We start from the raw sequence: 13,755 nt of genomic DNA, 5'->3' as shown, positions 1-13,755 counted from the left end.
CGCCGTCAATCCCGATCTTCAGGCGCCAGACGCCGCCGGCTGAAGGCCTTCAGGCCGCGCCACAGCATCAACCCCAGGATCACCACCAGCACCACCGCGAGCACCGCCAGCAGAACCGGATGGGTGGAGAGGGCATACCAAAGCCGCTCCCACCAAGGCAGGTGGCCGACATAGTAAACATCACCGACGCGCAGGCTGTTGACCCCCGATTCGCGGATCACCGCCACCGAGCCGAACACAGCGGCGCGCTTGCCGCTGTCCAGCAGGGCATTGTTCAGCAGCTCATAGCCGCGCGGGCTGTCCGCCAACAGCGCCACGATGCTGCGCTGGTCGTTGAACGGCGACTGCACGCCAATGATCGCCGACATCGCGCCCTCGGAGCTGACGGTGGTCTTGCTGTCCGGCCGTGTATCCTCCGCCAGCACTTCCGCACTGGGCAGCGGCGGCTGACGCGTCGGCTGTTTCACCCAGCTTTGGGTCGCGTCCACCAGCAGGCTGATTTTCTTGTCGTCGCGCAGCTCTGGCGGAATGGTGCCGACCATCAGGATATCGTCGTCGCGCTCCTTGGCCTGCGACCAATCGTCGCTCAGCGTAAAGGCCAGCGCCGGGTAGCCGGTTTGCGCGCCGATCACGCCGAGCGCGTTCAGCAGCGCGCTGACCTGCGCCGGCTGCGGTTTCTGGTTCACCAACACCAGCGTTTGCGACAGATCCGCCAGGCGGCTGAACGGGAAGCCGGCGTTGGCGAAGGCGCGCAGGTCCGGCATCGCCATAAAGTGGCGATAGCCGGAGAAATCGATGGTAGACGCGCCGTCGATCACCGCGTGGTTTTGCGTGAAGGAGTAGGTTTCGCAGCGCCCTTCCGCGCCGCTGGCCAGCAACGTGGTGTAATCAAAGTCAAAGCGCAGCTGGTTGGTGGCACCCAGCCGCAGCGCCGGGATACTGACGTTCTTGTCGGAGTCGAGCAGCCCCTGCGTCAACGGCAGGCGCAGCAGCTGCGTGCCCTGTTCGTGTTCCGGCACCAGCGAGTACGCCTGCACGAACTGGTTGTTCAGGCTGACGCTCAGCCGCGAACCGTCCTGAATGCGCGGCGCGGTATAACGGTACTTGAGGTGCATGTCGATGCCGGTGCTGCGGATCAGGAACAGATCCGGCGGCAGGTTCATGGTCAATGAAATCGGGCCGGGCTCGATACCGCTGGTTTGCAGCTGTTCGGCGTATTGCTGCAGTTCGGCGAAGGTCATCGGCCGATCGGTGCGCACCCAGTTCGGCGCGTCGTAAGGCTGACGCGCCGCCAGCTGTTCCACCTTGTCCACCGTCACGTTCTGGCCGCGGAACAGAATGTCGCCCTGCGCGATGCCTTTCACCGCGGTGATCAAATCGTTGTCATCACGCCCCTGAATCAGCAGCAGTTTGACGTAGGGATTGTCCGGGTGGCTGATCATCTCCACCGTCGGGCCGTTGACCGCCGGGTAATCGCGCAGGAAATCCGGGCGCTGCTTATTGGTGGCGAACACCACCGCGTGCTGCGTCGGCAGCGCGTTATACAGCGTCGGGAAGGATTGCCCGCGCCACTGCGCCTTGCTGCCGAACCACGAGGCCAGAATGCCCGCCGCGCGCTGCTGGGCCAGATCCGGCTGGCCGGCGAACACCATCGGCAGCGTCAGCGGCCGATTATCGCGGCTGTCGAAGAACGGCTCAGGGAAGTGCGACAGCTCGTTTTTCACCGGCAGCGTCTGGAAGCGCAGCTTCAGCGCGCTGGATTTGCTGACGTCGAGCCACAGCGAGGTGCTGGCCGGGTTTTCGCAGATGTTCTGATAATGGCCGACGAACACCAGCCGGACGCGGTTAAAATCGGTGATATAGCGCGGATCGATCGCCATCTGGATGCGATTGGGCTTGCCCAACTGCTCCTTGGCGATCGTGGTCACGCCCATCAGCTCGTCGTTGAGGTAGACCTTGACGTGCGACTCGACCGGGATCAGCGCCGGCGACGGCGTAAATTCCAGGTCGAGCATCGCCTGCGAGACCACCTCATCGCTGCGCACGCCGAATTCGATCTGCCCGTCCGGCCGGGTGCCGCGCAGAACAAAGGTGCCCGGCGGCGGCGCTATCTGCGCGAACGGCAGCGACACGTCGCGCACCGGCGCATTCGGATCCTGCGGCGCGGTCGCCGTATCGGCCGCCGCAGCGATCGGCGGCTGGGCCGCCACGGTCGGCGCGGTGGCGGTTTCGGCCTGCGACAGGGTGCTGATGCCTAAGGCCAGAGCAGTTAACCAGGTTATTTTTCTCGTCATCGTATCATCATCAATGTTGGAGCCTGTTCACCGGGCGAGTGAGCGGGCGGTTGAACTCGCAGCTAACCCACGGTTTCTTGTTGACCCAAGGTCGGATCCCTGCCGACGCCGCGCGGAATAAACGACACTACCCAGGCGGTCAACGACGTGACCCCGACCAGCAGACCGCGCACCAGCGGCGGCGCGTAGTCCGCCATGCGCACATAGCCGCGGAAGCCCAGCGCCAGCACGTCGCGCAGGCTTTCGATCGGCCGGTCTTCAGGGAACCCGTCCTGCCACAGCGCCCAGGTATCGGCGCGGGCGAAGGTGCACTGAATAAAATCGATGTGTTCGCGGGTGGAAAGACTGACCAGACGCACCCCCACCTTGTTGCCGAAGGCGCGCGTCACCACGCAGGGGAAGCTGTACTCCTGCTGGCCGCGTTTGAGCAGCAGCGAGGCCTTGTCGCCCTCTTTCAACGTGTCCGCCACCCGCATCTCGATGCCCACGCCGCCATCGGAGTAATCGCGCAGCGTGCAGGGGTAGAGGTGGCCGTCGGCACGCGCGATCGCCGCCGGCATGGCGATCTCCACGCGGTGCGCCTGACGCACCTGTTTGGCTTCCACCGCCACCGCCACCGCGCCGCCGAGAATGGTCATGTTGTACAGCACCCACACCAGGCTGATGATCACCGTCATCACCTCGTCCGTCGGGCCATAGGCCAGCCGCCAGGCGCCGAACGCCAGCCCGGCGAGGTTAAGAACCACCAGGAACATGTAAGGCCGGGTGATCACCCAGTCGACGTGCTCCTCCTCCACCAGCCCGCCCTTGGCGGTCACGTTGAATTTGCCCTTGTGCGGATTGAACAGCGCCACCGTCGTCGGCCGCGCGATATACCAGGCCAACACCGTTTCATAGATTTCGCTCCAGAACGAATGGCGGTATTTCCCCTGGATGCGCGAGTTGGTCAGGCTGGCGTGGATCATGTGCGGCAGCACGTAAAGCGCGATCGCCAGCGCCGGCGCGAAGATGATGTAGGCATGCAACAGCAAAAACGCCAGCGGCGCGGTGAGGAAGATCAGCCGCGGGATGCCCGACAGGAAGTGCAGCATGGCGTTGGCGTAGCACAGGCGCTGCGCCAGTTTCAGCCCCTTGCCCAGCAACGGGTTGTCGAGCCGGAAGATCTGCACCATGCCGCGCGCCCAGCGAATGCGCTGGCCGATGTGCGCCGACAGGCTTTCGGTCGCCAGCCCGGCGGCCTGCGGAATGCGGATATAGGCCGAGGTATGCCCGCGCCGGTGCAAACGCAGCGAGGTATGGGCGTCTTCGGTGACGGTTTCCACCGCAATGCCGCCGATTTCGTCCAGCGCGCTGCGGCGCAGGATGGCGCAAGAGCCGCAGAAGAAGGTGGCGTCCCACATGTCGTTGCCGTCCTGCACCAGCCCGTAGAACAAAGTGCCCTCGTTGGGCGTCTGACGGAAGCGGCCAAGGTTGCGCTCGAAGGGATCCGGCGAGAAGAAGTGGTGCGGGGTCTGCAGCATCGCCAGCTTTTTGTCTTTGAAGAACCACCCCATGGTCAGCTGCAGGAAGGAGCGCGTCGGGACATGGTCGCAGTCGAAAATCGCCACGAACTCGCCGGTGGCCTGCTTCAGCGCGTTGTTGATGTTGCCGGCCTTGGCGTGTTCGTGAGTCGGCCTGGCGATGTACTTCACTCCCACCTCGGCGGCGAACGCCCGGAACTCGGGGCGATTGCCGTCATCAAGGATATAGATGTTCACTTTCTCTTTCGGCCAGTCGATGCCCAGCGCCGCATAGATGGTGGGCTTCACCACCCCGAGGTCTTCGTTGTAGGTCGGCACCATCAGATCGATGGTCGGCCAGGTGGCGCTGTCTTCGGGCAACGGCACCGGCTGGCGGTTAAGCGGCCAGATAGTCTGGAAATAGCCCAGCACCAACACCACCCAGGCGTAAGTTTCCGCCACCAGCAACAGCAGGCCGCATACCAGGCTGAGCGGATCGTCCCAGTTCAGCGTGGCGGTATAGCGCCACCACAGGTAACGGCAGGAGACGGTCAACGACAGCACGATCAGCATCAACGCAGGCAAGCGCCCCGGCACCCGGCGCACCACCATCGCGATCCCCCACAGCAGCAGAACGAACACGAACTGCGCCGACAGATCGAACGGTTGCGAGATGCACAGCATGGCGAGGATCGCCGCCAGCACGCCGACCAGAATGAACAGCGCGCGCCGCAATCCGCGGTTCATGCGGCCGAGTCGCTCTACCGAGCGCTGTTCCACGCCGGCGTTTTTCAGCCGCTGCGGCAAGCCCTGCAGCCAGTCGGCATAGCGCTGCTGCAGCCGCCGCCAACCGGCGAAATAATCGCGCTGCACCGGCGCGCGGCCGCTGCGGAACAGCAGCAGCCACGCCCCCTGCAGCAAATAGCGCAGCGCATCCGCCGGGCGGGGGCGTTCGGCGGACAGATGCGGGAACCAGTAAGCGCGGCCGGCGCGCACGCGCCGCCAGGCCGGTGACTCCAAACGCAGCAGCATCCACCCCAGCGCCACCAACAGCGTAGTGAAAAAGGCGGTCAGCGCCGACGCCCCGCTGCGGCGATAGGCGCGGTAACGCGCCTGCACCGCCTGGCGCACCGGCGGCACCAGCAGCAGGCTCAGCACCCGACTCATGGCGCAATGCCCCGTTTGAGGTTGATCAGGCACCAGTTGGCCAGCGTCAGCACTTCATCCGCCGCCAGGCTCTCGGGGCGGTACTCGCCCAGCGGCTGTTTGGCCGCCAGCGCTTCCGCCAGCGCTTCATCGCGGTGGATAACCACCGGCAACAGGCCGCTCAGCGTTTGCAGCCACAGCTGATGCAAATCCTGCTGCAGCCGGCTGGCCGAAGAGTAATGGTTAATCAGGAAATGACTTGCGTGCGGCAGCGCCTGCTGATGGAGCCGCACCTGACAGTTGGCGTCGGGGTTCAACAGCACGAACACGCTGTCGGCCAGTTGCAATGCCTGCTGCGCCAAAACGCCATCCCCGACCGGGACGTCCAGCAGGATCCAGCGCTGCGGATCGCCGGCCATCAGCTGACGCAAATTATCGCGCCAGCGATCGGGATGCGCCTGACACCGATGTTGCACTTCCAGCCGTTCCGCCGCATTCAGGCGGCCAAACGGTAAAAAGTCGAGGTTTTCGCAATAACGCAGCGCGCCTTCCCGCCAACCGCCGCCGTCCTGTTCCGCGCGTGCCCAGCCGCGCGCCAGTTCGAACGGCGTGTTGAAATGCAGGCGCAGCAGATTGTCCGGCGTAAAGTCTATCGCCAGCACCGACTCGCCAAGCTGGCGCAACGCCCAGGCGAGCGCCGCCGTGACTGACGTCGTCCCCATTCCACCCCGCAACCCTTGCAGCGCGATCGCCGGCATAGATCAGTGGCTCCCCGCGTTTTGCGCCAATTCGGCCAGCAGCGGCCAGCGCGTCATCATTTGCGTTAACCGCTCCTGCCGCGAAATATCGACATAGCTTAATTTTGGTAATGAAAAAGCCTGGCTGAGCGCCTGCAGGTCATCCTGGCTCTCCTCCGGCGCCGCTGCACGAAAATGGCTGGGTGCGTTATTCATTCTTCCGCCTTGGCGAAAATAGGCTATGTTAATTAACTATAGCAACGATACAAAAAGAGACAGGCAATAAGATGATTCTCAACAAATATTATTGAAGAGCATCGGAGATTTGTTATTGCCAGCGTAAAAATGGCTATCTTTAAATATAAACGCCTTTAGTCGGCTTTCAACGAAAGTAGAACACATCCTATGGCGCACTCTTTTTCTCTAGGCATTCGGCAGATTTGGGAAGAGCTGTCGGTGATGCAGGCCCCCGGGCTTTATTGGATCAATATCGACAGGCAAAGCGACGCCGCGCTGTTGTGTCGCCAGGCCATCGCCGCCCAGCCGGCCACCCGCAAGCTCGCCCTGATCTGCAGCGGAGACAAACCCGATCGCCTGCTGGCCGAGCTGGCTGCGCCCGCTTTGCAGAAGCTGCCGCTGTATCAACTACCGGAGAAAAAAGCCGCGCTGGCGCAGTTGAGCGACGATCTGATGCGCGCCCTGCGGCCGCAAAATCGCTTACTTATCCTGCTGGCCCACGCCAGCCTGTGGCAAACCTTCACCACCGAAGAACTGCGCGAATGGACGCGCACCCTCGCCGCCTGGCTGCGGCGGCAGGGGTGTACGCTATTGATCCTCAGCCACGGCGGCGGCATCAATAAGCTCAAAGGGCAGCTCAGCACACAGCACCGCATCCTGAACGGCCTGTCCAGCCTGCAATGGCAGCAGGACAGCGCGCAATACCTGGTGAACTGGTGGAGCACCGAAAACGGCATCAACGCCAATCAGCTGCTGACGCTGTATGCGGCGGAAGGCGGTTGGCAGGGCGAGGAGGAAAATAGCCAACCCTCCCCCACCGCCTTGCGCAGCGACGAAGGCCAGTATCTGGCCGAGCGCAGCATCCTGGAAGGCGCGCCGCCGCTGTCCGCCAACTGGCAGCTGTTGGAGAACAACGACGAACTGGCGCAGCACGGCATGCTGAGACTCTCGGCGACGTTGATTTTCGCGTTGTATCAAAGCGACCAAATCGATCATCTGGCGCACCAGATCCACACCCTGCGCCGCAGCCGCGGCAACGGCCTGAAAATCGCGGTGCGCGAGATGAGCGCCAGCCTGCGCTACAGCGACGAACGGCTGCTGCTGGCCTGCGGTGCCAACCTGATCGTGCCGCACGTCGCGCCGCTGTCGCGTTTTCTGACCATGCTTGAAGGCATCCAGGGGCAGCGCTTCTCACGTCACGTGCCCGCCGACATCGATGCGCTGCTGGCCGGGCTGCGTCCGCTGCAGCTGAAAGGCTACATGCGACCGGAACCGTTTAGCCAGGCGGTGCTTTCGCTGATGGCCAACACCTTGCTGCCCGAGGACGGCAAAGGCGTGATGGTGGCGTTGCGCCCGGCCACCGGCCTGCGCGCCGAACAGGCGATGACCCTGTGCCACCTGCGGCGTTTCGGCGACGTGATGACCGTGGTGCAGGGGCGCCTGGTGCTGTTCCTCTCCACCTGCCGCATCAACGATCTGAACACCGCGCTGAAGTTCATCTTCCGCCTGCCGGTGGATGAAGCCTTCAGCAACCGGGTGGTGTGGCACCAGGATGTCGATATCATTTCGGAAATCAAACGCATGGCTCAGGGGCGCTGGCAGCTTACCGCCACCGGTGCCGCGGGCGTCGCGCCGCCGCCCCCCGTGGTGACGGCCGCAGAGCCCGCAGAACGCCGCCAGCCGATCGCTTTCACGCTGCCGCTTGGCCCGCAGGAGGAAAAGCATGCTGAACCTTAACGACATCCTGCAACTGATCTTGCTGTGCGCGCTGGTCTTCATTCCGCTGGGCTACGCCTTTCACCGGCGTTTTCCGCATTTGCGTCAATACTGGCAAAACCTGTTGTTATCGCCGCGCTATTTGAAATCCGCCGGTTTATGGGTGCGCACAGGCTCATCCTCCCAGATTAAACGTCATAAGAAGCAGCCATGAATCCAAACACAAATACGCAATCCGATAACGCTCTGTGGCGCTACTGGCGCGGGCTGGGTGGCTGGAACCTCTACTTTCTGGCGAAATTCGCCCTGCTGTGGTTCGGCTACCTGAATTTCCACGCGCTGCCGAACCTGGTGTTCATGGCCTATCTGCTGATGCCGATCCCCTCGCCGCGGCTGCACCGCTGGCGCCATTACCTCGCCATCCCGATCGGCATCGCGTTGTTCTACCACGATACCTGGCTGCCGGGCATCAACAGCATTCTCAGCCAGGGCTCTCAGCTGGCCGGCTTCAGCGCCCAGTACCTGCTGGAGCTGGTCAGCCGCTTTATCAACTGGCAGATGGTCGGCGCCGCCTTCGTGTTGCTTATCGCTTACCTGTTCGTCGCCCAGTGGGTGCGCGTTACGGTGTTCACCGTGGCCGCGCTGGTGTGGCTCAATATCGTCAACATCGCCGGGCCGGCGGTCTCACTGCTGCCCGCCAGTTCCACGGCTGCCGCCGGCGGCGCCGGCACGCCGGCCACGGCCGCGCCGACGGCAGGAGATAATGCGCCCGCAGACAGCCTGCCGCCGACCAGCGCCAACCTGACGGCCTATCTGAACCAGTTCTACGAGCGGGAAAAAGGCCGCGCCACCGCGTTCCCGGCCACTTTGCCCGCCGACGCCCAACCGTTCGATCTGTTGGTGATCAACATCTGCTCGCTGGCCTGGGCCGATATGGAGGCGGTCAACCTGCAGAATCATCCGCTGTGGTCGAAGATGGATATCATGTTCGACAGCTTCAACTCGGCCACCGCCTACAGCGGCCCGGCGGCCATACGGTTGCTGCGCGCCAGCTGCGGCCAGCTTTCGCATCACGATCTGTACCAGCCGGTGAACCAGCAGTGTTACCTGTTCGACAACCTGGCGAAGCTCGGCTTCAAGGAACAGCTGATGCTCGATCACTCCGGGGTGTTCGGCAACTTCCTGAAAGAGCTGCGTGAACAGGGGGATATGCAGGCGCCGCTGATGTCGCAGGCCGGCGTCGGCAACGAGCTGACGTCGTTCGACGGCGAGCCGATTTATAGCGATCTGGAATTGCTGACCCGCTGGCTGGATCAGCAGCAAAAAGCCGGAGACGCCCGCACCGCCACCTTCTTCAACGTCATTCCGCTGCACGACGGCAACCGCTTCGTCGGCTCTAACAAGAGCGCCGACTATCAGCCGCGCGCGCAGAAGCTGTTCGATCAGCTGAACACCTTCCTCGATCAGCTGGAAAAATCCGGCCGCAAAGTGGTGGTGGTGATCGTGCCGGAGCACGGCGCGGCGTTGGTGGGTGACAAGATGCAAATGTCCGGCCTGCGCGATATCCCCAGCCCAAACATCACCCATACGCCGGTCGGCATCAAACTGATCGGCATGAAGGCGCCGCATCAGGGCAGCCCGCTGCAGATCAAAACGCCGAGCAGCTATCTGGCGCTGTCGGAGCTGGTATCACGTCTGGTGGACGGCAAAGTCTTCAGCGAGTCCAGCGTCGACTGGCAGGCGCTGACGCAAGGGCTGCCGCAGACGCCGGTCATCTCCGAAAACGACAACGCCATCGTGATGCAATATCAGGGGAAACCTTACATTCGCCTGAACGGCGGCGATTGGGTGCCTTATCCGCAATAAGCGCGGCCTTATCGACCCAAAGCACGCCGACGGCGTGCTTTTTTTATTGAGCAAGTCCGACAAAAGGCGAAGTTAAACGTCTGGCAAAAATATTATTACTCACCTCCCGTTAAATTTTTTATTCGCTTATTAATTCATTGCGAAAATTCCTATAAAAATAAGCATTCGTCAGATTTTCGTTAAGCATTCAATAACGCCCCGAAAAGCGATTCGATTAACTGATTGATTAAATAATAAAAAACGCCGGCGTTAAGCCGGCGTGGGTTTATGCGGTGAAATCCGACGCTTTACGCCCCCGGATGTTCGTCCTGATCGACCGCAAAACAGGCCACCATCTGCTCACCGTACTGCTTCAGCTGCGGCTGCAGCTGTACGCAGGTGCCGAAGGCGCGGCGGCAGCGGGCATTGAATGCGCAGCCCGGCGGCGGGTTCATCGGGCTGGGCAGTTCGCCGGTCAGCTTGATGCGCTCGCGGCGCATATCCGGGTTCAACCGCGGCGTCGCCGACAGCAGCGCCTGGGTGTATGGATGGCGCGGGTTGTTGAAGATCGCCTCTTTGCTGCCCTTTTCCACGCAGCGGCCCAGGTACATCACCATCACTTCATCGGCGATGTGTTCCACCACCGACAGATCGTGCGAGATGAACACGTAGGACAGCCCCAGCTCCTGCTGCAGATCCATCATCAGGTTCAGCACCTGCGCGCGCACCGACACGTCCAACGCCGACACCGGCTCATCGGCGATCACCACGTCCGGATTCAACATCAGCCCGCGGGCGATGGCGATACGCTGACGCTGGCCGCCGGAGAACATGTGCGGATAGCGATCGTAATGCTCGGTCTTCAGGCCGACCTTCGCCATCATCTCCAGCGCTTTTTCCCGCCGTTCGGCGGCGCTGAGCGAGGTGTTGATCAACAGCGGCTCCTCGAGGATCTGCCCGACCTTCTTGCGCGGGTTGAGCGATCCGTAAGGATTCTGGAACACGATTTGGATCTTCTGGCGCCGCAATTTCTCGGCGGAAACGTCCGGCTTCAGCAGATCCTGTCCCTGGTAGTACAGCTCGCCGCCGGTCGGCACTTCGATCATCGTCAGCAGGCGGCCAAGCGTGGATTTGCCGCAGCCCGACTCACCGACCACCGCCAGCGTTTTACCGCGCTCCAGAGTGAACGACACGCCGTCCAGCGCCTTGACCAGCCGCTCCGGCGCGAACAGGCCCTTTTTCACCGGGTAATGCTTTTTCAGGTCGATCGCCTGCAGTAAAGGTTGATTCTGGCTCATACGGTCGGCCTCCCCGCATCATCCAGCGGTGTGTGACATTTAACCTGACGGCCGGGAATGCTGCGCAGTTCCGGCTCCTCGTTACGGCAGCGCTCGTTGGCGTACGGACAACGCGGATTGAGCAGGCAGCCGGTCGGGCGATCGTATTTGCCCGGCACCACGCCCGGCAGCGAAGCCAGCCGCGCCTTGTCGGCGGCGAACTCCGGCAGCGCGCGCAGCAGCGCCTGGGTGTACGGGTGGCGCGGCGCGCGGAAAATCTCCGCCGCTTTGCCGGATTCCACCACCTGGCCGGCGTACATCACGATGATGTGATGCGCCGCTTCCGCCACCAGCGCCAGATCGTGGGTGATCAGCAACAGCGCCATGTTCTCGCGCTGCTGCAGATCCAGCAGCAGTTCGATGATCTGCGCCTGGATGGTCACGTCGAGCGCGGTCGTCGGCTCATCGGCGATCAGCAGCTTCGGCCGACAGGCGATAGCCATGGCGATCATCACGCGCTGGCTCATGCCGCCGGAAAGCTGGTGCGGGTACACGTCCAGCCGCGAGGCCGGATCGGGAATCCCCACCTGCGTCAGCAGGTCGATAGCGCGCTGGCGGCGAGTGCGGCGGTTGCCGCCCTGATGCACCTTCAGCGCCTCCATAATCTGATAACCGACGGTGTAGCACGGGTTCAGGCTGGTCATCGGATCCTGGAAGATCATCGCCACTTCGGAGCCCACCAGCTGGCGGCGCTCTTTTTCGGAGATCTTGCGCAAGTCCTGGCCGTTGAACTCCAGCTTGTCGGCCATCACTTTGCCGGGAAAATCGATCAGGCCCATGATCGCCAGCGAACTGACGGATTTGCCGGAGCCGGATTCACCGACGATGCCGACCACCTGACCTTGATCCACGCTGTAACTGATGCGGTCTACCGCGCGGAACGGGGTGCCTTCGTCACCGAAGTGCACCGAAAGCTTGTCTACATTCAATAACGCCATCTCTCTCGTCCTCTGTTACTGCTTGAGTTTGGGGTCGAGAGCGTCACGCAAACCGTCCCCCATCAGGTTGAATGCCAGCACCGTCAGCAGGATCGCCAGGCCGGGGAAGGTCACTACCCACCAGGCGCTTTGCGCGAACTGCAACACGTCGGAGAGCATGGTGCCCCACTCCGGCGTCGGCGGTTGCGCGCCCATGCCCAGAAAGCCGAGAGCGGCCATGTCGAGAATGGCGTTCGAGAAACCGAGAGAAGCCTGAACGATCAAGGGCGCCAGGCAGTTAGGCAGAATATTGACGAACATCTGACGCAGCGCGCCGGCACCCGCCACCCGCGAAGCGGTGACGTAATCGCGGTTCACCTCCGCCAGCACCGCCGCGCGCGTCAGACGCACATAGTGCGGCAAGGCGACGAAGGTGAGCGCCAGCGAGGCGTTGACGATCGACGGTCCGAATACCGCCACCAGCACCAGCGCCAGCAGCAGGCTCGGCAGGGCCAGCATGATGTCGACGACGCGCATGATCACCGCGTCCACCGCGCCGCCGAAGTAGCCGGCCAGCAGGCCGAACACCACGCCCATGACCAGCGACAACACCACCACCAGACAACCGACCAGCAGCGACAGGCGCGCGCCGTACATCAGGCGCGACAGCACGTCGCGGCCCACGTCATCGGTGCCCAGGATGTATTGCCAGCTGCCGCCCTCCTGCCACACCGGCGGCTTGAGCAGCGCGTCGCGGAACTGGTCCGCCGGCGCATGCGGCGCCAGCACCCCGGCGCCGAGCGCGATCACCAGCATCAAAACGATATACACCAGGCCGACCACGGCCCCTTTATTGCGCTTGAAATAGTGCCAGAACTCCTGAAACGGGGTCATCGGCTTCGGCGCACCTTTAACTGCAGACTCAGTGATTTGAGACATGAGAGCGCCCCTTATTTCTTGTGGCGAATACGCGGGTTGACCACGCCGTAGAGCACGTCTACCAGCAGGTTAACCAGAATGATCATACAGGCGACCAGCAACACCCCGCCCTGCACTACCGGGTAATCACGGCGCTGCAGCGCGTCGATCAGCCAGCGGCCCAGACCCGGCCAGGAGAAGATGGTTTCGGTCAGAATGGCGCCGGCCAGCATGGTGCCGACCTGCAGCCCGATCACCGTCACCACCGGCAGCAGCGCGTTGCGCAGCGCGTGAACGACGATCACCCGCATGCGGCTCACGCCCTTGGCGCGCGCGGTGCGGATATAGTCTTCGCCCAACACCTCCAGCATCGAGGAGCGGGTCATGCGCACGATCACCGCCAGCGGGATGGTGCCCAGCACGATGGCCGGCAGGATCATGTGCATCACCGCATCGATAAAGTCGCCCGGTTCGCCCCAGATCAGGGTGTCTATCAGCATGAAGCCGGTCAGCGGGTGGCTGTCGTCGAGGAATACCGTGTCGCTGATGCGCCCCGACACCGGCGTCAGGTTAAGCTGCACCGACACCAGCATGATCAGCATCATGCCCCACCAGAAAATCGGCATCGAATAGCCGGTCAGCGAGATGCCCACCGCGGTATGGTCGAAGACCGAGCCGCGTTTGACCGCCGCCAGCACCCCGACCGGGATGCCCACCAGCACCGCGAAGATCATCGCGCACAGGCCCAGCTCCAGCGTGGCCTGAAAGCGCGGAACGAACTCGCTCCAGACGGAGATGCGGCTTTTGAGTGAGGTGCCCAGATCGCCGTGCAGCACGTTGGACACATAGGAGAAGTATTGTTGATAGAGCGGCTTGTCCAGCCCCATTTCCGCCATCAGCTGCGCGTGGCGCTCGGCGGAGATACCGCGTTCCCCGGCCATGATGGTCACCGGGTCGCCGGGGATCATATGGACGAATGCAAAAGTCAGCAATGTAATGCCGATAAACGTTGGGATAACTAACCCCAAACGTCGGAGTATGAACTGCAACATATCCCGAACTCTCTGTATCAATGCCCGGCAGCTCATCGTCCGCCAGGCTTATTAACG

At 62.6% G+C, this 13,755-nt stretch carries 11 protein-coding genes; 3 read left to right on the top strand and 8 right to left on the bottom strand.

What is annotated here, in order from left to right; genetic code table 11:
* Window positions 1-5: 5 nt before the first annotated feature.
* The 4 genes from bcsB to bcsR all read right to left on the bottom strand — a co-directional run bounded on the left by bcsB (window position 6) and on the right by bcsR (window position 5,892).
* Window positions 6-2,294 carry a cellulose biosynthesis cyclic di-GMP-binding regulatory protein BcsB gene (bcsB, locus tag CPH57_RS21425; RefSeq protein WP_096242707.1) on the bottom strand — a complete coding sequence of 763 codons (2,289 nt, stop codon included), beginning with the start codon at window positions 2,292-2,294 and terminating at the stop codon, window positions 6-8.
* A 62-nt stretch (window positions 2,295-2,356) separates the two neighbouring features.
* Window positions 2,357-4,960, bottom strand: coding sequence for a UDP-forming cellulose synthase catalytic subunit (gene bcsA, locus CPH57_RS21420; RefSeq protein ID WP_033645053.1), 2,604 nt, complete (start codon window positions 4,958-4,960; stop codon window positions 2,357-2,359).
* A complete protein-coding gene (gene bcsQ / locus CPH57_RS21415; RefSeq protein WP_033645054.1) occupies window positions 4,957-5,697 on the bottom strand; it encodes a cellulose biosynthesis protein BcsQ in 741 nt (246 codons plus the stop codon). The genes bcsA and bcsQ overlap by 4 nt, the downstream gene beginning before the upstream one ends.
* Window positions 5,698-5,700: 3 nt before the next feature.
* Window positions 5,701-5,892 (bottom strand): cellulose biosynthesis protein BcsR, encoded by a 192-nt coding sequence (gene bcsR / locus CPH57_RS21410; protein WP_033645055.1) that lies wholly within the window; start codon window positions 5,890-5,892, stop codon window positions 5,701-5,703.
* A 189-nt stretch (window positions 5,893-6,081) separates the two neighbouring features.
* Between bcsR and bcsE the strand changes: the two genes are divergently transcribed.
* The 3 genes from bcsE to bcsG are packed head-to-tail and all read left to right on the top strand — an operon-like array spanning window position 6,082 to window position 9,495.
* Window positions 6,082-7,650: a cellulose biosynthesis protein BcsE gene (bcsE, locus tag CPH57_RS21405; protein WP_033645056.1), complete on the top strand. Its 1,569-nt coding sequence runs from the start codon at window positions 6,082-6,084 to the stop codon at window positions 7,648-7,650.
* Window positions 7,637-7,843, top strand: a complete 207-nt coding sequence (gene bcsF / locus CPH57_RS21400; protein ID WP_033645228.1) for a cellulose biosynthesis protein BcsF — start codon at window positions 7,637-7,639, stop codon at window positions 7,841-7,843. Before bcsE ends, bcsF begins: the two co-directional genes overlap by 14 nt.
* Window positions 7,840-9,495 (top strand): cellulose biosynthesis protein BcsG, encoded by a 1,656-nt coding sequence (gene bcsG / locus CPH57_RS21395; protein ID WP_096242706.1) that lies wholly within the window; start codon window positions 7,840-7,842, stop codon window positions 9,493-9,495. The genes bcsF and bcsG overlap by 4 nt, the downstream gene beginning before the upstream one ends.
* 287 nt (window positions 9,496-9,782) lie before the next feature.
* Here bcsG and dppF read toward each other — a convergent pair whose 3' ends face one another.
* From dppF to dppB, 4 genes are read right to left on the bottom strand one after another with little or no spacing between them, the layout of a single operon-like run.
* On the bottom strand, window positions 9,783-10,772 hold the full coding sequence (gene dppF, locus CPH57_RS21390; protein WP_015376237.1) for a dipeptide ABC transporter ATP-binding subunit DppF: 990 nt from the start codon (window positions 10,770-10,772) through the stop codon (window positions 9,783-9,785).
* Window positions 10,769-11,749: a dipeptide ABC transporter ATP-binding protein gene (dppD, locus tag CPH57_RS21385; RefSeq protein WP_033645058.1), complete on the bottom strand. Its 981-nt coding sequence runs from the start codon at window positions 11,747-11,749 to the stop codon at window positions 10,769-10,771. The genes dppF and dppD overlap by 4 nt, the downstream gene beginning before the upstream one ends.
* Window positions 11,750-11,764: 15 nt before the next feature.
* Window positions 11,765-12,667 (bottom strand): dipeptide ABC transporter permease DppC, encoded by a 903-nt coding sequence (gene dppC / locus CPH57_RS21380; RefSeq protein ID WP_033645059.1) that lies wholly within the window; start codon window positions 12,665-12,667, stop codon window positions 11,765-11,767.
* 11 nt (window positions 12,668-12,678) lie between these two features.
* Window positions 12,679-13,698 (bottom strand): dipeptide ABC transporter permease DppB, encoded by a 1,020-nt coding sequence (dppB, locus tag CPH57_RS21375; RefSeq protein WP_033645060.1) that lies wholly within the window; start codon window positions 13,696-13,698, stop codon window positions 12,679-12,681.
* Window positions 13,699-13,755: the final 57 nt, after the last annotated feature.

Source organism: Serratia sp. JKS000199 (assembly GCF_900215455.1).
In the GTDB taxonomy this organism is placed as follows: domain Bacteria; phylum Pseudomonadota; class Gammaproteobacteria; order Enterobacterales; family Enterobacteriaceae; genus Serratia; species Serratia ureilytica.
This window is presented reverse-complemented; position numbering and strand designations above follow the sequence as displayed.